Genomic DNA, 18,030 nt, shown 5'->3' on the forward strand with positions numbered 1-18,030 from the left:
GCCGCCGGCCGGGCCTTCAGGAGACCCCGATGAGCCAGCTCGCCACTCTGCAGGACCTCGTCGCCGCCGCCCGCAAGGCCGGGGCGGATGCCGCCGACGCCATCCTGGTCGGCAGCGCCTCGCTCTCCGTCGCCCGCCGCCTCGGCAAGGTCGAGCAGCTCGAGCGGGCGGAGGGCTTCGACCTCGGGCTCCGCGTCTTCCTCGGCCGCCGCCAGGCCATCGTCTCCACGACCGATCCCGCGCCCTCCGGCTTCGCCGCCCTCGCCGAGCGGGCGGTCGCCATGGCGCGCGTGGTGCCGGAGGACCCCTTCGCCGGGCTGGCGGAGGCGCCGGACGGGCTGGTCGCGGTCGATCTCGACCTCGCCGATGCCGCCGAGCCCGATGCCGCGGCGCTGATCGCCCGCGCCGCCGCCGCCGAGGATGCGGCGCTCGCGGTCGCCGGCGTGAGCAATTCGGAGGGCGCCGAGGCCGGCTGGGCCCGGCACACCATCGCGCTGGCCGCCAGCAACGGCTTCGCCGGCGACTATGTCCGCACCAGCCACTCCGTCTCCGTCACCGCCCTCGCCGGCCAGGGCACCGGCATGGAGCGGGACTACGACTATGCCAGCGCCGTGCACCTCGCCGATCTGGAGGAGGCCAGCCTGCTCGGCCGCCGCGCCGGGCAGCAGGCGGTGGCCCGCCTCAACCCGGTGCGGCCGAAGACCGCCCGCCTGCCGGTGGTCTATGCGCCGCGGGTCGCCACCTCGCTGCTCGGGCATCTCGCCGCGGCGATCAACGGCGCGGCGGTGGCGCGCGGCACCTCCTTCCTGCGCGACCGGCTCGGCCAGCGGGTGATGGCGTCCGGGCTGACGGTGGTGGACGACCCGGTGCGGCACCGTGGCCGCCGCAGCCGCCCCTTCGACGGCGAGGGGATGCAGGGCATGCGCCGGGCCATCGTCGAGGACGGGGTGCTGACGAGCTGGGTGCTCGACTGGCGCAGCGCCCGCCAGCTCGGCCTGGCCTCCACCGGCCATGCCAGCCGCGGCACCCACAGCCCGCCCTCGCCGGGCACCACCAATCTCTGGCTGGAGCCCGGCGCGGCGAGCCCGGCGGCGCTGATGGCCGATATCCGCCTCGGCCTCTACGTAACCGAGCTGATCGGCAGCGGGGTGAACGGCATCACCGGCGACTACAGCCGCGGCGCCGCCGGCTTCCTGATCCGCGACGGGGCGCTGGCCGAGCCGGTGAGCGAGATCACCATCGCCGGCAACCTGCGGGAGATGCTGCTGCATCTGACGCCGGCGGACGACCTGGAATTCCGTCGCGGCACCGACAGCCCGACGGTGCGGGTCGAGGGGCTGACCATGGCGGGGGCGTGAGGGGCGCCCACGTGACCGCGGCGGGCCTGCCGGGGCCGGCGCGCCGCGGGGAGGCATGATGGCTGCGGCCAGGGGAGGGGGTGCGATGGCGATCCAGGACTGGCGCAAGTCGCGCGAGCACATGGAGCGCGAGGCGATTGCCGCGCTGGCCGAGCTGGTGGCGGATACCAAGGCGGCGCTGCCGCTGCGCGAGGTGGCGGCGCTCGCCATCGTCACCGCGCACCAGGTGCCGGAGCTCGTGGAGATGGGCGCCTTCACCGAGGGCGACCTGGACGATGCGGCGATGCAGGCGATGGCCGTGGTGGTCGACATCGCCGCCGGCTGGGAGGACGAGGCCGAGCGCATCGGCACCTATGTGGCGAGCCTCGACGAGCATGATCTCGCCCGCCTCTCCCGCGCGGCGCATGCCTGGGCGGCCGCGGTCTGGGCGCAGATGGTGCCGCTGAGCGAGGCCGAGAAGGAGACCACCCTGGCCTCGCTGCGGCAGGGCTGAGGGGAGGGCTGCGAGGGGCTGGGGGAGACCCGTCGCAATCGCGCCTGGATTTCCTATATTGCAACCAAGAAAGACATTGCCGGAGAGACCTCAGACCATGCGCCGTCCTGCCTTCCTGCTCGCGGCCTTCGCCGCCGCGGCCCTCGCGCTGGCGCCGGCGCTCGCGGATGCGCGGCCGGGCGGCGGCAGTTCCATGGGCAGCCGCGGCTCGCGCACCTGGAGCGCGCCGCCGTCCACCGGCACCGCCCCCGGCACCGCCCGGCAGATGGACCGGAGCTGGACCGAGCCTTCGCGCCCGGGCGGCAGCCTGGGCCAGGCGCCCTACAGCCGGCCGCCGATCGGCCAGCCGGGCGCGGCGGGCGGCCTGTTCTCGCGCTCGCCCTTCATGGCCGGGCTGCTCGGCGGCCTGATCGGCACCGGCCTCGGCGGCCTGCTCTTCGGCCATGGGCTGTTCGGCGGCTTCACCGGCTTCGGCAGCTTCCTCGGCTTCCTGCTGCAGATCGCCATCATCGTGCTGATCGCGCGCTTCGTGCTGAACGCGATCCGGCGGCGGCAGCAGCCGGCCTATGCGGGGGCCGGTGCCCCGGGCGGCATGGCGCGCCAGGCCCAGGGCCCCGGGCAGGGGCCGGGCGACCGGATCGGCCATCCGCCGCGCCCGGGCTATGGCGGCGGCAGCGGCGGCGGCGCCCCGGCCGGGCAGCCGCTCCAGCTCACCCCGGCCGATTTCCAGGCCTTCGAGGCCACGCTGAAGACCGTGAACGAGGCCTGGTCGCGGCAGGATGAGCGGGCGATGCGCGCCGTCGCCACGCCGGAGATGATGCAGTTCTTCGGCAACGACCTCGCCGATCTCGCCCGCCGCGGCTGGCGCAACGAGACGCGCGACACGGTGCTGGAGAAGGGCGACCTCGCCGAGGCCTGGCGGGAGGGCGGCCGCGACTACGCCACGGTCGCCATGCGCTTCTCGCAGATCGACGTCACCCGCCGGATCAGCGACGGCGCGGTGGTGGAAGGCGACCTCAACCGCCGCCAGACGGTGACGGAGCTCTGGACCTTCACCCGCAGCCCGGGTGGCCCCTGGATGCTCTCGGCCATCCAGCAGACGGGCTGACCGGCCCGGGGGCCTGCCCCCGGCGCTCCCGCCGCCTGATATCGCCGCTGTTGCCGCGTTTTGGTCACATTTGCGCCGTTCCAGCCCTTGGCTGGGGCGGCGCGGTCGCAATTGTGGTGGAGAGAGGCCAAATCATGGCATGATCGTGGCAGAGCGCTGCCGCCGGCCCAAATTCCAGGAGGTCCTCGCTGTATGGTCGCCCTGTGCTTCCTCGCTGTTCTCGCTGCCGTCGCCGGGCTGACCATGGTTGCCCTGGCGCTCGTGCCGGCGGCGGCGCTGGCCTCGGGCGCGCTGCTGGCCGCACCGGCCTTCGGTGCCGTCTCCCTGGTCAGCGGCCTCGCCGCGGCCGTCCTGGCGCTCCGCCGCGCCGGCTGAGGCCATGCCCCGTGACCGGCTCCTTGCCGGCGGCGACTCCGCGCCTCCCTGACCGGATCGGCCATGGCACGCGCCAAGCGCGTCCATTCCCCCTCAGCGATCACGCTCCAACGGCGCTATTTCCATGCTGCGATGCGGCATCGGCGCAACGCCCGGACGGCGGCGCCCGTTGAAGCGCATTCGCTGGATGAGGGAGGAATCGTTGCCTCGAACCATTTCCGCCGAGTTCGACGTCCGACGCGAGGCCGAGCTGGCCGTGGAACGGCTGGTGCAGGAATACAAGCTCGACCGCTCCGCCGTGACGGTCACGACGGTCGGCGAGGACAACACCGCCGGCACGCGGCCCTCGGGCGCCGATCGGGACGATGCGACGGGCGACGAGGCGGCGAGCCCGACCCATGGCCGGATCCGGGTCTCGGCCACGGTGGACGATGCCGTCGCCGACAAGGCGCAGGCCGCCATGCGGCAGGCGCGGGACGCCTAGGGCAGATCCCGTTCGAGTGGACACCCGCGAACGGGTGAAGCGGCCTCACCGACAGGCGTCAGGGAGGTGGGATGGCGAGGCCCGCCCGATCCGTCGCCGGGAGCATCACGGCGATCGGCCCCGGCGCATCCTCGATCGTCACCGGCAGGGTCCCGGCGGGGTCGCCATCCGCCTGCGCCGGCACCGCCTCGCCCCGCAGCAGGATGCGCCGCGCCGGCCGCAGCTCCACCCCCGGCAGCCGCGGCAGCAGGTCGAGCGGCAGGGCGGCGCCATACAGCGCCGCCCGCAGCGCCCCGCCCCGCCGGAACAGCGCCACCTGGAAGCCGGCCGCGCCCGGCCGCGCCATCGGCGCCAGCAGGTGCCGCCCGGCATAGAGCCGCCCCTTGCTGACGATGGCGCCCGCCACCTCGACCGGCTCGCCATCCAGCTCGGCGAGGAAGCGCGGATGCCGGTACCGCGGCAGCTCGCGCAGCGCCTGCAGCACATAGGCGCCGCGGCCGAGCCGCCGCTTCAGCCCGAGATCGAGTCCCTGCACCACCGCGGCGTCGAAGCCGGCGCCGAGCATCTGCACGAAGAGCCGCTCCCGGCCATCGGCGAAGCGGGCGAGGCCCGGGCGCAGCAGGCGCGGCCTGCCCTCGGCGAGGATGACGGCGGCGGCATCCGGCCGCAGCGGCAGCCCCAGCTCCCAGGCCAGAACATTGGCAGTGCCGAAGGGCAGGATGCCGAGCCGCGAGGCGCCGCCGGCGAGGCCGGCCGCCACCTCCGCGATGGTGCCGTCGCCGCCGGCCGCGACGACGAGCGGCGTGCCCGCCGCCGCCGCCGCCCGCGCCAGCACCGTGGCATGGCCGGGATGCCGGGTCTCGGCCACCTCCGCCGGCAGGCCGGCGCGCGCCAGGGCGGCGAGGGCGCGGACCAGGCGCCGGCGCCGGCGCGTCCCGGCCGCGGGGTTGAACAGGATGAGCATGCTGGCGTCCCGGTGCTGCGTGGCGGCCGGCGCCGCCGGGCTGGCCGGCGATCCGGCGCCGGGAGGCCCGCCCGGCCGGGGCGCGCGCCGCTGTAGCGAGGTTCGGGAGACAGGCGCGCGACAATCGCGTGTCCGGGCCATGACATTCGCCGGGGCGGGGCGCCTTTCCCGGGCGCGTCATGGAAGCGTCACCGCCCTGTTGCACGGCCCGGTCTACTGCCGGGGCGCGAGCGTCCCCCGGGCCGGGGAGCGCCGAAGGCAGGTGCGATGCAGACGACCGAGACCCGACGCCGCTACCGCACGATCTTCCTCTCGGACGTGCATCTCGGCACCCGCGGCTGCCGCGCGGATTTCCTGCTCGATTTCCTCCGCCGCACCGAATGCGAGCGGCTCTTCCTCGTCGGCGACATCGTCGATGGCTGGCGCCTGCGGAAATCCTGGTACTGGACGGAGGAGTTCGACGAGGTGCTGCGGCAGATCCTGCGCATGGCGCGGCGCGGCGTGGAGGTCACCTACATCCCCGGCAACCACGACGAGATGTTCCGCGGCTGGCTCGGCCTCGGCTTCGAGGTGGCCGGCGTGCGCATGCTGCGCGAGGCGGTGCACGAGGCCGCCGATGGCCGGCGCTACCTCATCATCCATGGCGACGAGTTCGACGGCGTCATCCGCTACGCCAAGGTGCTCGCCCATCTCGGCGACCGGGCCTATGACGGGGCGCTCACCCTGAACCGCTTGTTCAACGCCGCCCGCCGGCGCCTCGGCTACCCCTACTGGTCGCTCTCGCAATGGCTGAAGCGCCAGGTGAAGGAGGCGGTGAAGGCGATCGACCGCTTCGAGATCGCGCTGGCGAACGAGGCGAAGCGGCGCGGCCTCGACGGCGTGGTCTGCGGCCATATCCACCATGCCGAGATGCGGCGGGTGCAGGGCGTGCTCTACATGAACGACGGCGACTGGGTGGAGAGCTGCACCGCGCTGGTCGAGCATGCCGATGGCCGCTTCGAGCTGGTCGACTGGGCGCGCGAGAACCGCCTTTCCTTCTGGCCGGGGGCCGCGCGCCCGGCCATCGCCGCCGCCTGACCCGCCGGCCGATGCTGCTCGATGCGGCCGCGCCCGCGGGCGCGGCGACGGGGCTCGGCGAGGCCGAGGCGCTGCGGCTGCTGATCGTCACCGATGCCTGGCATCCGCAGGTGAACGGCGTGGTGCGCACCCTGGCCACCATCGCGGGCGAGCTGCGCGGGCGCGGCGATGCGGTGGAGGTGATCGGGCCGGACCGCTTCCGCACCCTGCCGCTGCCGAGCTATCCTGAGATCCGCCTGGCGCTGCGGCCGCGCCGCGGGCTCGCCGCCATGGTCGACGCCTTCCGCCCGAGCGCCGTCCACATCGCCACGGAGGGGCCGCTGGGCTGGGCGATGCGCCGGCTCTGCCGCCGCCGCGGCTGGCCCTTCACCACCAGCTTCCACACCAAATTCCCGGATTACCTGGCGGCCCGCACCGGCCTGCCGCCGCGCTTCGCCTGGGCGGTGCTGCGGCATTTCCACGAGGCCGGGCGCGGCACCTTCGCCGCCACCCCCTCGCTGCGCACGGAGCTGGCGGCGCGCGGCTTCACCCGGGTGCGGCCCTGGACCCGCGGCGTCGATCTCGACCTCTTCCGCCCCGCGCCGCGCGAGGAATGGGGGCTGCCGCGGCCGATCTTCCTCTATGCCGGGCGGGTGGCGGTGGAGAAGAACATCGAGGCCTTCCTCGCCCTCGACCTGCCGGGCTCGAAGGTGGTGGTCGGCGACGGGCCGCAGCGCGAGGCCCTGGCACGACGCTTCCCGGCGGCGCATTTCGCCGGCTGGCGACAGGGCGAGGCGCTGGCCCGGGCCTATGCCGGCGCCGATGTCTTCGTCTTTCCCTCCCGCACCGACACCTTCGGGCTGGTGATGCTGGAGGCGATGGCCTGCGGCACGCCGGTCGCGGCCTATCCGGTGACCGGGCCGCGCGACGTCATCCCCGGCTCCGGCGCCGGGGTGGTGGATGAGGATCTGCGCCGCGCCGCGCTGGCGGCGCTCGATTGCGACCGGGGCGCCTGCCGGCGGCATGCCGAGCGCTATTCCTGGGCCGCCTGCGCCGCCGATTTCCGCCGGCAACTGGTGCCGATGGGGTAGGGCGCGACCCGCGCGAAAAGGCAAAGCGCCAGATCGTGGGATGGTGGCCTGGGCGGATTCCGGCCGAGGGGAAGCACGCGAACGGGCAAGGATGCTCCGCAGGCTGCCTCGGAACGGTTCCGGCATGGAGCGCCGCCGCGAGACTGTTCGATCTTTCAATCCTTCCGCGTCGGGCGGAGGATGCCGGCGCGCTTGCGGTGGGGCACGTGGCAGGCGGTGTGCAAAGCGGAAGGGACGCGGCGATGAACCGGACCGGGCCATTCCACGAAGCCGCGTCGCAGCTATGGCATGCCGGCCGCTGGGCCTTGGCCGATGGGCACTACGGAGCCCCGGCGCATGGGGGGCATGGTGCCTCGGCCCAGGCCGACCATGGCGGGCGGTGCGACGATACGGGCGGCGGCGATTCGGCCTCGATGTTCGGCTTCCGCTACTGGGCATTGGCCGATGGGCACTACGGAGCCCCGGCGCATGGGGGGCATGGCGCCTCGGACCAGGCCGACCATGGCGGGCGGTGCGACGATGCGGGCGGTGGCGACCTGGGCGGTGGCGATCCGGGCTCGGTGTTCGGCTTCGTCTATACCGGCGGCTTCCAGACCTTCACCGTGCCGGAGACCGGCAGCTACGCCTTCACCGCGCTGGGCGCCGGGGGCGGAACCGGCAATGCGGGATCGGGCGAGAGCAGCGACGAGGCAGCCGGCGGCGGCGGTGCCATGGTGCAGGGGCTGCTGAGCCTGACCGCGGGAGAGGTCTTGACCATCGCCGTGGGCGGCAGGGGCGGCGACTCCTCCGATTCGATCGGCCCGGCAGGCGGCGGGGGCGGCACGTTCGTCGTGACGTCGGGCGGCGAGCTGCTGCTGGTCGCAGGGGGCGGGGGCGGTGGCGCGGTTGGCGGCGACGAGGCGCAGAGCCTGGGCGTCTCGGCCAGCCAGGCCGCAACGGCCGGCAAGTCCGCGTCTTTCGTTCCGGGCGAGTCCGTGGCCGGCGGCGCGCCCGGCAGCGATGGCAAGGGCGGTGAAGCCGGTCACCCCAAGGGCAGCGGCGATGGGTATGCCGGCGGCGGCGGCGCCGGCTTCCTGACCGATGGCGGCAACGGCGATGAGGTGGGCAACGCAGGCCATGGCGGCGACTCGTTTGCCAGCAAGCTCGCCGGCGGTGCCGGCGGCGGCGGCAATGGCGGGCATGGCGGCTTCGGTGGCGGCGGCGGCGGCGGTTACCTGGGCGGCGGCGGTGGCGGCGGCGGGTATGACGGCGGCGGCGGCGGAGCGGCGGTGCAGAATGTTGGCGGTGGCGGCGGCGCCGGTGGCTCCTACGTCATCGATGGCGCGCAGCACGTGACCTTCGCCGCCTATCCCTATGCCGTGAACGGTTCCATCGTGTTCGAACTGGAGCCGCCCTCGGCGGCGAACGATCCGGACAGCGTGGATTGGGCGGCGCTGGCGACGCATGCGACGGCCAGTCTCTCGGCCGATGGGCTGTGGTTGGCGTAGCAGGCGGTCGAGCCACCGGGGCATTCCTCCATCCGGGGCGGTGACCGGTCGCCGGCAAGGCGGACCCCGGAGGCGCCCGGTGAGGCGCCCGGTCTGCCCGTCCGCTTTCCCGCTCCGGCGCGGTGCGCCGCTCGGCACGCTGGACGGTGAGGCGCGCCCGGGGCCGCGGGCCGGTCCGGCGGAAGCGCCGGGCCGGGCGGGGATGCGCCGGGGAATCGCGGGCCGGGGACCGGCGCTGTTCCCCGCCGCCCGCCCGTGCTACCCGCCGCCATCCGTCATGCGCGCGCATCCATGTTCCGGCGGCTGATCCGCTCCGCACCCGTGCAGGCCCTCTTTGCCCGGGCGCTCGGCCTCTATCTCGCCTGCGTCTACCGCACCACGCGCTGGACCCTGGTGGGGGAGGAGGCCATGCGCGCCGCCTTCCGCGACGCCGAGGGCGCCCCGCGCACCGTCATCGCCGCCTTCTGGCACGAGCGGCTGCCGATGATGCCCATGCTCTGGCAGCGGGCCCGGGGCCTGCTGCCGGAGCTGGCGGGGCGGCGGGCGCATGTCCTCGTCTCCCGCCACCGCGATGGCCGCTTCATCGGCGAGGTGGTGCGCCGCTTCGAGCTCGAGATGGTGCACGCCTCCACCCGCCGCGGCGGCGCCACCGGCATGCGGACGCTGCTGCGGCTGCTGGCGCAGCGGGAGATGGTGGTGATCACCCCGGACGGGCCGCGTGGGCCGCGGCGGGTGGCGGCGCCGGGCGTCGCCCAGCTCGCCGCCGTCTCCGGCCTGCCGGTGCTGCCCTGCGCCGCCCGCACCACCCGGGTCCGGGTGTTGCCGAGCTGGGACCGCATGGTGCTGCCGCTGCCCTTCGCCCGCGGCGTGCTGGTGGTGCGGCCTGCGGTGCCGGTGGATCGCGCCGACCCGCTCGCCGCCCTGCCGGCGATCGAGGCCGCGCTCAGCGCCGCCTGCGCCGAGGCCGATGCCTGGGCCGCCGCGCCGGGCGCGGCCCGGGCGGCGCTGGCATGAGCCGGCGCGCCGGGGCCGGCCTCGCCCCCGCCCGCATCGCCAGCCCCGCCCTGGCCCTCTGGCGGCTGGGCGCCCGGCTGGCGGTGCCGGCACTCGGCTGGCATCTCCGCCGCCGCGCCCGCCGCGGCAAGGAGATCGCGGCGCGGCTGGCCGAGCGGCGGGGGGAGGGGGCGGCGCGGCCCGCCGGCCGGCTGCTCTGGCTGCATGCCGCGAGCGTCGGCGAGACCCTCTCCGTGGTGCCGCTGCTGGAGGCCCTGGCGCGCGCGGCGCCGGAGCTGCACCTGCTGGTCACCACCGGCACCGTCACCGCCGCCGGCGTGCTGCGGCAGCGCCTGCCCGATGCGCTGGAGGGGCGGCTGCTGCACCGCTTCGTGCCGCTCGACGTGCCGGGCTGGGTGGCCCGTTTCCTCGATGGCTGGCGGCCGGATTGCGGCGTGCTGGTCGAATCCGAGCTCTGGCCGAACCTGATCGCCGCCGCCAGGGCGCGCGGCCTGCCGCTGGCGCTGGTCAATGCCCGCTTCAGCCCCCGCTCGGCGCGGCACTGGCGGCTGGCGCCGGGCCTGGCGCGGCAGCTTCTCGGCGCCTTCCGCCTCGTCACCGCGCAGACCGAGGGGGATGCGGCACGGCTGCGGGGCTGCGGCGCGCCGGAGGTGCGCTGCCTCGGCAACCTGAAGGACGCGGCGCCGCCGCTGCCGGCCGAGCCGGCGGCGCTGGCGGCGCTGCGCGCGGCGATCGGCGAGCGGCCCGTCCTCCTCGCCGCCAGCACCCAGCCGGGGGAGGAGGCGCTGGTGGCGGCGGCGCAGGCGCGCCTCCTCGCCGCGCATCCCGGCCTGCTGACCATCCTCGTCCCGCGGCATCCGGAGCGCGGCGCGGCCATCGCCGCCGAGCTCGCCGCAGCGCGGCCGGGCGCGGCCATCGCACGCCGCGCCGCGGGCGCGCTGCCGGGGCCGGAGACGGCCTTCTACCTCGCCGACACCCTGGGCGAGCTCGGCCTGTTCTACCGCCTGGCCGGGGTCTGCCTGGTCGGCGGCTCGCTGGTGCCGCATGGCGGGCAGAACCCGCGCGAGCCGGCGCGGCTCGGCTGCCCGATCTTGCTGGGCCCGCATACCTGGAATTTCACCGAGGTGGTGGCGCGGCTGCTCGCCGCCGGCGGGGCAGAGCGGGTGGCGCCCGATCCGGCGGCGCTGGCCGCCGCCGCCGGGGCCGTGCTATCCGATCCCGCCCGCGGGCGGGCCATGGCGCAGGCGGCGGCCGCGGCGCTGGCGCCGGAAGCCGGCCTGCCGGCGCGTCTCGCGGAATTGCTGACGGGGCTCCTGCCCGCGGCCGGGGCGGTGGCGGGACGCCCGGCGCCCGATCTCGCCGAACCGATGGCGGCGCCGGGCCGTGGGCTGCGTTGAGGCCATGGCGGTGCGATGCCGGGCGCCGCTGCCGGAGCGGGGCCATGCGCTGGCGGCCGGAGCCGGGACGCACCGGCCCGGCGACAGGAGGAGGCTGATCGAGGCCTGATGCGTGCCCCAGACTTCTGGACCGGAGACGGCCATGGGCTGCTGCCCCTGCTGCTCTCCCCGATCGCGGCGCTCTATGGCGCGGCGACCGCGCGGCGCATGCGGCGGCCTGGCTGGACCGCGCCCGTGCCGGTGCTCTGCTGCGGCAACGCGACGGCCGGCGGCGCCGGCAAGACCACGGTCGCGCTCGATCTCGGCCGGCGCCTGGCCCGCCGCGGCGTCGGCCTGCATTTCCTGCTGCGCGGCTATGGCGGCACGCTGAAAGGGCCGGTGCGGGTCGATCCGCAGGCGCATGACAGCCAGGCGGTGGGCGACGAGGCGCTGCTGCTCGCCGCCGAGCGGCCGGCCTGGATCTCGGCCGACCGGGCCGCCGGGGCGCGGGCCGCAGTGGCGGCCGGGGCGCAGTGCATCGTCATGGATGACGGGCTGCAGAACCCGACCCTGGCGAAGGACCTTTCGCTGCTCATCGTCGATGGGCCCTATGGCTTCGGCAATGGCCGCATCATCCCGGCCGGGCCGCTGCGCGAGCCGCCCGAGGCCGCCGCCGCGCGCTGCCGCGCCGTGGTGCTGATCGGCGAGGACGAGACCGGCGCTCTGGCCCGGCTGCCGCCGCGCCTGCCGGTGCTGCGGGCGCGGTTGAAGCCGGGGCCGGAGGCGGAGCTGCTCGCCGGCCAGCCGGTCTATGCCTTCTGCGGCATCGCCAATCCGCGCAAATTCTTCGCCACGCTGCAGGAGGCGGGCGCGGTGCTGGCCGGCCGCATGCCCTTCGCCGACCACTACCCCTATGACGAGGCGGAGCTGCGCGAGATCCTCGCCGAGGCGGAGCGACTGCGCGCCATCCCGGTGACGACGCGCAAGGACTTCGTCCGCATCCCGCCGGCCTATCGCAACCGGGTGACGGTGGTGACGGTGGAGCTGGACTGGGAGGAGCCGGCCTCGATCGAGGCGCTGCTCGACCCGCTGGCGCAGCGGGTGCCGGTGCCGGCCTGAGCGCGTGTCGGGGGAGGCCGCATCCGCCCGGGCCGGCGGCATGAGGTCGCTGCGGCATGCGCTGGAACGCGCGGCGGTGGCGCTGGTGTTCCGGCTGGCGCGCTGGCTGGGGCCGGAGCGGGCCTCGGATCTGGGGGCCGCGGTCGCGGGCTGGCTGGGGCCGCGGCTGCCGGTCTCGCGCGTTGCCCTCGACAACCTGGCCCTGGCCCTGCCGGAGCGCGGCGCGGCGGAGCACCGCCGTATCCTGCGGGGCATGTGGGCGAATCTCGGCCGCACCGTCGCCGAGCTGCCGCATCTCTCGGCCATGCGCTGGGAGTTCGCCGGGGCCGAGCATCTAGCGCCGATCGCCGCCGGCGGCGGGCCGGCGATCCTGGTCTCCGCCCATCTGGCGAATTGGGAGGTGATCCCGCCGGCGCTCGCAGGGCTCGGCATCCGCGTGGGCAGCGTCTACCGCGCCGCCGACAACCGGGCGGTGGATGCGCTGGTGAACGGGCTGCGCGCCCATGCCGTGGCGGGCGAGCCCCTGCCGCTCTTCCCGAAGGGGGCGCAGGGGGCGCGGGCGGCGCTGAAATTCCTGGCAGGGGGCGGCGTGCTCGGGATGCTGGCGGACCAGAAGCTGAACGACGGCATCGCCGTGCCGCTGCTCGGGCATCTCGCCATGACGGCGCCGGCCCCGGCGCAGCTCGCGCTCCGCTTCCGGTGCCCGGTCATCCCCGGGCGCGTGCAACGGCTGGGGCCCTGCCGCTTCCGCCTGGCGGTCGACCCGCCCCTGTCCCTGCCGGAGCTGGCCGACCGGCAGGCGGCGATCCGGGCGATGACCCTGGCGATCAACGACCGGCTCTCGGCCTGGATCCGCGAGCGGCCGGAGGAGTGGCTCTGGCTGCACCGCCGCTGGCCGAAGGCGAGGCCGGCGGGCGGCTGAGGCCGGGCGCCGGACGGTTTCACCCTCCTGCGCCCTCACAGGCGCGCCAAAAGGCGCGACGCGCGGCGCCCATTCGGGCGCTCGGCCCTGCGGGCCGCAGGCCAGCACGTCGTGCGCCTGGCATGAGGCCGCGCCCGCCCGGGCGGCGTGGCATCGTCGGGAGGCTGGTCCCGCGACCAGCGGGCGCGCGCCGCCGCATTTCGCCACCGGATCGCCCCGCGCCGCCATCGCCGCGCCCCATCGCCGCCCTGCTGCCCGGCCAGGATCGCCGCCGTCGCCACCTGCTTCTGGAGGAGACCAGCATGCGGTTCCGTGCCGCCCTTCTCGCCGCCCTCGCCTCCCTGCCGCTGCTCGCCGGCGCCGCCTCGGCGCATGGCGGCTGGGGCGGCGGACCGGGCCATGACTGGCGGGCCCGCGAGGCGCGGCGCGCCTGGATCGAGCGGAGCCGGGCCCACGAACGGGCCTGGCATCGGGACCGGATGCGCATGCCGCCGCGCCAGGCCTGGCCGGCGCATCCACCGACCCCGCCCTACCGGCACCCGCCCCGTTGGTGATCCCCTGGCCTACTGTACCGGCTGGACGGTTGACAGACCGTCCGGTCGGTATAGTGTCCTCCCCATGCCCGACGGCCTGCCCAGCACCGATTCCCGCACCCGCATCCTCGATGCCGCGGAGGCGATCGTCCGCAGCCGCGGCGTCAGCGCCCTGACGCTCGAGGCGGCGGCGCGCGGGGCGGGCGTCTCCAAGGGCGGGCTGCTCTATCACTTCGCCTCCAAGGAGGCGCTGCTGACCGGGCTGCTCGGCCGCATGGCGGAATGGATGCAGCATGATTTCGAGGCGACGGTCGCCAGCCAGCCCGAGGGGCCCGGCCGCGTCGCCCGCGCCATGATGGCCTGGGCCTTCGCGCTGACGCCGGAGCGGGTGCATGAGCGCTGCGACCGGGCTGCCGCCGTCTTCCTCGCCGCCTTCCACCACGACCCCGCCCTGCTCGGGCCGATCCGTGCCGTGGTGACGCGGATGCGCGCGGCGGTGGCGGCCGATGGCCTGCCGCCCGGCCATGGCCACGCGATCATGGCGGCCGGGGACGGGATCTTCATGGCGCGGCTCTTCGGCCTCTACACGCCGACGGAGCAGGAGCGCCGCGACCTGCACGCCGCCCTCGCCCGCCTGCTGGAGCCGCCGTCATGCGCCTGCTGACCCTCCTCGCCGCCGCCGGCACCGCCCTGATGCTGGCCGGCGCCGCCATCGCCGCCACCCAGGCGCGCCCGGACGCGCCCCGGATGCTGGGCGCCCTCAGCCAGTTCTTCGAATGCGGCGATCCGGCCGAGGCGGCGCTGCTGGCGCGCGACATCCTGGACGAGGCGGAATTCGCCGCGACCCTCGACCCGTCGCTGCTCGCCCGGATGCGGATCGAATGACCGCGCCGGCCTCCCTGGAGCGCGCATCGGCCGGCCGGCCGGCCGCCCTGCCGGCGACGGGGCTGCTGCCCTGGGCGCCGGAGCTGACGGGCGAGGCGCCGCCCGGCCCCGCCGCCGCTCCCCCGGCCGATCCGCCGTCGGCGGCCGGCTGCCTGCGCCGATGGCTGCGGGCCGCCCGCACGCCGCTGTTCTCGGTGGTCCTCGGCGGCCTGCTGGTCGGCGTGGTGCTGGACCATGCCTCGACGCTCGTCGCCGGCCTGCGCAGCGCCGTCGCCCTGGCGCTGCCCTGATCCGGCCCTGGCGGATCGTTCCGCCAGAAGCGCCCCCGGAATGGGCGGTTCCTGCCGATCCCTTGGTCAGGGGGCGTCCCGCTGCCGCCGTTTCGGGCCGAGGCGGCGTTGACAGCCTGCTGAGCGAGCAGGGATCCTGGCGGCCGCATCGCACATAAGGAGCCGGGACTCATGCTGGGACGTGGCCTGCTCGCCGCGGCGTCGCTCGCCGGTGCGCTGCTCACCGCCGGCATCGCCTCCGCGCAACAGACGCTGGAGGCGATCAAGGCGCGCGGGCAGCTCATCTGCGGCATCAACACCGGCATCGCCGGCTTCGCCCTGCCGGACAGCAAGGGCGTCTGGCAGGGGCTGGACATCGATCTCTGTCGCGGCCTCGCCACCGCCATCTTCAACGACCCGGTGAAGCTGCGGCTGGTGCCGGTCTCCTCCTCCACCCGCTTCACCGCCCTCGGCACCGGCGAGGTGGACGTGCTGTTCCGCACCAGCACCCAGACCATGCTGCGCGACACCACGCTCGGCCTGCGCCATGCCGTCACCTATTTCTACGACGGCCACGGCTTCATGGTGCGCCGCGCCTCCGGCGTGCAGAAGGCGGCGGATCTGCGCGACGCCACCATCTGCCTGATCCAGGGCACGACCAACGAGCAGGTGACGGCGGATTACTTCCGCAGCATCAACACGCCCTTCAAGCCGCTGGTCTTCGACCGCACCGACCAGGCGGCGGCGGCGCTGCAGGCCGGGCGCTGCGACGCCTTCGGCACCGATGCCTCGCAGCTCGCCGGCACCCGGGCGACGCTGCCCGACCCGAAGGAATGGCTGATCCTGCCCGAGCGCTTCAGCAAGGAGCCATACGGCGCCTATGTCCGCCGCGACGACGCGCAGTGGTTCGACGTGGTGCGCTGGTACACCTATGCCATGATCGAGGCGGAGGAGCAGGGCATCACCCGGGCGAATGCCGAGGAGATGCGCCGGACCTCCACCAACCCGAACACCCGCCGCCTGCTGGGCGTGACGCCGGAACTGGGCGAATCCCTCCGCCTCGACCGCGCCTGGGCCTTCAACGCCATCCGGGCGCTGGGCAATTACGGCGAGATGTACGACCGCAGCATGGGCCCCGACACCGCGGTCGGCCTGCCGCGCGGCCCGAACGAGATCTGGACCCGCGGCGGCTTGCTCTACGCCTTGCCGATGCGCTGAGGAGGTGGGCGGGGCGCGGCCCTCGGGTGACGCCGCGACCGCTTCGCCCGCCACCGATCTGCCGGCCGCAATCCCGACAGGGGCGCCCCGATCCCGGCGATGGGGCGTCCCGCCGTCGGTTGTCCGAAGTGGTCGCACGCCGACACGAAGGCGGGCGGGCCTCGGAGCATCGTCGCCCGATCAGGTGATTTCGCCTGGTCGGGATTTGTTCCAGAGCAGATCCCGTCCGGGTGGAAACACTCGGACGGGTGAAGATGCTCTGAAAACAACACGCTGGAGCATTTGCCGCGAATGCGGGGGAGCGGACAATGCTCTAGCCACCCTTGCGCGGGTCGGAGTTCGCCAACTTGCTCTGCGCCGCCGGCGCCAGCGCCTGGAGAAAATCCGCCGCCGAATAATGCCGGCCCGGCGTCAGCGCCGGATCGGTCGGGTCCGCCGGCACCAGGATGTCGGCGCTGCCGCCCTGGCCCCGCAGCCAGACAGCCGTGACGAAGAGCGCCGGCACGCGCAGCACGGCCAGCTCGTAGTTCCCGGCCGCCACGGCTGGATCCGCCGGCAGGGTTTCGATCAGCCGCCGCACGCCATCCGGCTGCGGGCCCTCGGTCATGCCGTCGAAGCGCGCGGTATCCGCGGTGACGTCGGCGGCGACCACGCGGCCGCCGCCCGAGGGCAGCAGATGCGTCCAGTGGACCAGCGTGGCGGCGGAGAGGCCGGCGCCGCCCACGATGGCGTCGAGCCCGAGCGTGTAGACGCGCGACGAGACCGTGGCCAAGCCGCCCTGCGGGGCGGCGGTGCGAGCCCGGTTCATGAAGATGGCGGCGCCGGCCGCGACAGCCGGCGCCTGCGCCGCGATGCCCGGGCTGGCGGCTATCCTCGGCACGGCGGCATCCACCGCAGCGACGGATTCCGGCGGCGGAGCTGGGATGGTGAGGGGCATGGGATGCGTTTCCTCTGTGTTCGGTAATGCGGGAACCGCCGCGGCTCAGGGCTTGGTGTAGTAGGTGTGGGTCCAGCTGCCCGAGCCCGAGTAGCGTGTCCGCAGGGTTTCGTAGGGCACGATCGAGGTGGAGCCGGAACCGCAATCCGAGACGAAGACCAGGTCCTCGCCCTGCCGCCCGGTGGCGGTGATGAAATGCGCGCCGCCCCCCGACCAGGCGACGCGGATGCCGAGCGGCCGTCGCTGCAGCATCTGCTCCATGATCGTGTTGGCCGAGACGGAGCCGCCCTCGATGGAGACGAAATGCCCCGTCCGCTGCAGCGCGTCGTCGAGGAAGCCATAGACGTTGCAGACCGTCGAGGCGCCCGTGCCGCAGCAGTCGTTGCGGCCGAGCTGGCCGTTGGCGACGGCGCACTGCGTCCAGCCGGAATTCGGGTCGTAGAAGAGGGCGATGCTGGTCGAGGTCGCGGCCCAGCACCAGTTGCTCTGCTGCTGCCGCTGCATGGTGAAGCGCAGCACCGCGGAATCGGGTTGCTCCCCGGCATAGCCGGCGAGGAAGGCCGGCCGGTAGCCCTGGGCGGGCAGCTGCTCGAACAGGAGTTGGTAGGCTTCCGACGTCATGGCGTGGTGCGCGACCGGCACTGCGTCCGGCAGCTTCTCCCACAGCGCGGCGTACAGATCCTGGCCGCCGACCGTGCAGGCACGGGCGCATCGCAGGTGGTAGCCCTGGCCCGCGAGGTCGGTCGAGACGGCGTCGAACTCGGCCTCCTTCAGTCGGTGCCGCGCCACCCAGGCGGGACCCGCTGCCTTTACCCAGATCGAGGCGTAGCGGTCCTGCCCGCCCACCGCGTAGCAGTCGATCCAGACCGGCCGGTAACCCTGTGGGCTGAGCTGCTGGCTGAACAAGGCTTGGTGGCCATCCGAGTTGAGGCCGTGCCGCGCCGCCCAGGCCGGGCCGGGGGAATTCTCCCAGATGGCGGCATAGTGGTCCCTGCCGCCGAGCTCGTAGCCACTGACGCAGGTTGGCCGGAAGCCCTGCTGCGTCATCTGGTCGAAGGTCGCCTGGTAGGCCTGGGAGGTTAGGCCGTGGCGCGCCGCCCAGGCCGGGCCAGAGGTCTTCTCCCACAGCGCCGCATAGAAATCCCTGCCATTCAGCGAATAGCCGGAGACGAGCTTCGGCCGGAAGCCCTGCTGGGTCATCTGGTCGAAGGTGGTCTGGTAGGCCTCGGAGGTCAGGCCGTGGCGCGCCGCCCAGGCCGCCCCTCCCGACCTCTGCCAGACTGCAACATAGAGATCCCGCGTGGGCATGGTGCTTTCCTCGAAGCACCGGACCGCATTGTC

At 74.8% G+C, this 18,030-nt stretch carries 20 protein-coding genes; 17 read left to right on the forward strand and 3 right to left on the reverse strand.

What is annotated here, in order from left to right:
* The first annotated feature begins 29 nt into the window (after nucleotides 1–29).
* The 5 genes from DOO78_RS01725 (at nucleotide 30) to DOO78_RS01745 (ending at nucleotide 3,818) form a co-directional block, all read left to right on the forward strand.
* The gene (locus DOO78_RS01725) at nucleotides 30–1,358 is read left to right on the forward strand and encodes a TldD/PmbA family protein (protein WP_111467987.1); all 1,329 of its coding nucleotides are present in this window, start codon (nucleotides 30–32) and stop codon (nucleotides 1,356–1,358) included.
* Between the two features lie 85 nt (nucleotides 1,359–1,443).
* Nucleotides 1,444–1,851: a hypothetical protein gene (locus DOO78_RS01730; protein ID WP_111467988.1), complete on the forward strand. Its 408-nt coding sequence runs from the start codon at nucleotides 1,444–1,446 to the stop codon at nucleotides 1,849–1,851.
* A gap of 97 nt (nucleotides 1,852–1,948) precedes the next feature.
* A complete protein-coding gene (locus DOO78_RS01735; protein WP_111467989.1) occupies nucleotides 1,949–2,959 on the forward strand; it encodes a Tim44 domain-containing protein in 1,011 nt (336 codons plus the stop codon).
* A 192-nt stretch (nucleotides 2,960–3,151) separates the two neighbouring features.
* The gene (locus DOO78_RS01740) at nucleotides 3,152–3,334 is read left to right on the forward strand and encodes a hypothetical protein (RefSeq protein ID WP_111467990.1); all 183 of its coding nucleotides are present in this window, start codon (nucleotides 3,152–3,154) and stop codon (nucleotides 3,332–3,334) included.
* 202 nt (nucleotides 3,335–3,536) lie between these two features.
* Nucleotides 3,537–3,818: a hypothetical protein gene (locus DOO78_RS01745; protein ID WP_207802757.1), complete on the forward strand. Its 282-nt coding sequence runs from the start codon at nucleotides 3,537–3,539 to the stop codon at nucleotides 3,816–3,818.
* A gap of 58 nt (nucleotides 3,819–3,876) precedes the next feature.
* Here the strand turns inward: DOO78_RS01745 and DOO78_RS01750 are convergent, their stop codons facing one another.
* A complete protein-coding gene (locus DOO78_RS01750; protein ID WP_111467992.1) occupies nucleotides 3,877–4,782 on the reverse strand; it encodes a diacylglycerol/lipid kinase family protein in 906 nt (301 codons plus the stop codon).
* Nucleotides 4,783–5,049: 267 nt separating this feature from the next.
* Between DOO78_RS01750 and DOO78_RS01755 the strand changes: the two genes are divergently transcribed.
* The 12 genes from DOO78_RS01755 to DOO78_RS01810 all read left to right on the forward strand — a co-directional run bounded on the left by DOO78_RS01755 (nucleotide 5,050) and on the right by DOO78_RS01810 (nucleotide 15,752).
* The gene (locus tag DOO78_RS01755) at nucleotides 5,050–5,859 is read left to right on the forward strand and encodes a UDP-2,3-diacylglucosamine diphosphatase (RefSeq protein WP_111467993.1); all 810 of its coding nucleotides are present in this window, start codon (nucleotides 5,050–5,052) and stop codon (nucleotides 5,857–5,859) included.
* An 11-nt stretch (nucleotides 5,860–5,870) separates the two neighbouring features.
* Nucleotides 5,871–6,929, forward strand: a complete 1,059-nt coding sequence (locus DOO78_RS01760; protein WP_408887553.1) for a glycosyltransferase family 4 protein — start codon at nucleotides 5,871–5,873, stop codon at nucleotides 6,927–6,929.
* Nucleotides 6,930–7,171: 242 nt separating this feature from the next.
* Nucleotides 7,172–8,416, forward strand: a complete 1,245-nt coding sequence (locus DOO78_RS28355) for a hypothetical protein (protein ID WP_165838670.1) — start codon at nucleotides 7,172–7,174, stop codon at nucleotides 8,414–8,416.
* Nucleotides 8,417–8,707: 291 nt separating this feature from the next.
* Nucleotides 8,708–9,430, forward strand: a complete 723-nt coding sequence (locus tag DOO78_RS01770) for a lysophospholipid acyltransferase family protein (RefSeq protein ID WP_111467995.1) — start codon at nucleotides 8,708–8,710, stop codon at nucleotides 9,428–9,430.
* On the forward strand, nucleotides 9,427–10,827 hold the full coding sequence (locus DOO78_RS01775) for a 3-deoxy-D-manno-octulosonic acid transferase (protein WP_111467996.1): 1,401 nt from the start codon (nucleotides 9,427–9,429) through the stop codon (nucleotides 10,825–10,827). Before DOO78_RS01770 ends, DOO78_RS01775 begins: the two co-directional genes overlap by 4 nt.
* A 108-nt stretch (nucleotides 10,828–10,935) precedes the next feature.
* Nucleotides 10,936–11,925 carry a tetraacyldisaccharide 4'-kinase gene (lpxK, locus tag DOO78_RS01780; protein ID WP_111467997.1) on the forward strand — a complete coding sequence of 330 codons (990 nt, stop codon included), beginning with the start codon at nucleotides 10,936–10,938 and terminating at the stop codon, nucleotides 11,923–11,925.
* A gap of 40 nt (nucleotides 11,926–11,965) precedes the next feature.
* Nucleotides 11,966–12,847 carry a lysophospholipid acyltransferase family protein gene (locus DOO78_RS01785; protein ID WP_111467998.1) on the forward strand — a complete coding sequence of 294 codons (882 nt, stop codon included), beginning with the start codon at nucleotides 11,966–11,968 and terminating at the stop codon, nucleotides 12,845–12,847.
* Nucleotides 12,848–13,149: 302 nt separating this feature from the next.
* On the forward strand, nucleotides 13,150–13,401 hold the full coding sequence (locus DOO78_RS01790) for a hypothetical protein (protein ID WP_111467999.1): 252 nt from the start codon (nucleotides 13,150–13,152) through the stop codon (nucleotides 13,399–13,401).
* Nucleotides 13,402–13,465: 64 nt separating this feature from the next.
* Complete coding sequence (locus DOO78_RS01795; protein WP_111468000.1) at nucleotides 13,466–14,044, forward strand: TetR/AcrR family transcriptional regulator; 579 nt, start codon at nucleotides 13,466–13,468, stop codon at nucleotides 14,042–14,044.
* On the forward strand, nucleotides 14,032–14,265 hold the full coding sequence (locus DOO78_RS01800; RefSeq protein ID WP_111468001.1) for a hypothetical protein: 234 nt from the start codon (nucleotides 14,032–14,034) through the stop codon (nucleotides 14,263–14,265). The genes DOO78_RS01795 and DOO78_RS01800 overlap by 13 nt, the downstream gene beginning before the upstream one ends.
* On the forward strand, nucleotides 14,262–14,555 hold the full coding sequence (locus tag DOO78_RS01805; protein WP_111468002.1) for a hypothetical protein: 294 nt from the start codon (nucleotides 14,262–14,264) through the stop codon (nucleotides 14,553–14,555). The genes DOO78_RS01800 and DOO78_RS01805 overlap by 4 nt, the downstream gene beginning before the upstream one ends.
* Nucleotides 14,556–14,726: 171 nt before the next feature.
* Entirely contained in the window at nucleotides 14,727–15,752 is a 1,026-nt protein-coding gene (locus DOO78_RS01810; RefSeq protein ID WP_111468003.1) for an amino acid ABC transporter substrate-binding protein, read from the forward strand.
* Nucleotides 15,753–16,065: 313 nt separating this feature from the next.
* Here the strand turns inward: DOO78_RS01810 and DOO78_RS01815 are convergent, their stop codons facing one another.
* Together DOO78_RS01815 and DOO78_RS01820 are read right to left on the reverse strand one after the other, a co-directional pair.
* Nucleotides 16,066–16,689, reverse strand: coding sequence for a hypothetical protein (locus DOO78_RS01815; protein ID WP_111468004.1), 624 nt, complete (start codon nucleotides 16,687–16,689; stop codon nucleotides 16,066–16,068).
* A 45-nt stretch (nucleotides 16,690–16,734) separates the two neighbouring features.
* Nucleotides 16,735–17,997: a papain-like cysteine protease family protein gene (locus tag DOO78_RS01820; RefSeq protein WP_111468005.1), complete on the reverse strand. Its 1,263-nt coding sequence runs from the start codon at nucleotides 17,995–17,997 to the stop codon at nucleotides 16,735–16,737.
* Nucleotides 17,998–18,030 lie beyond the last annotated feature (33 nt).

Origin of the sequence: Roseicella frigidaeris (genome assembly GCF_003258945.1) — a bacterium.
Lineage (GTDB): Bacteria > Pseudomonadota > Alphaproteobacteria > Acetobacterales > Acetobacteraceae > Paracraurococcus > Paracraurococcus frigidaeris.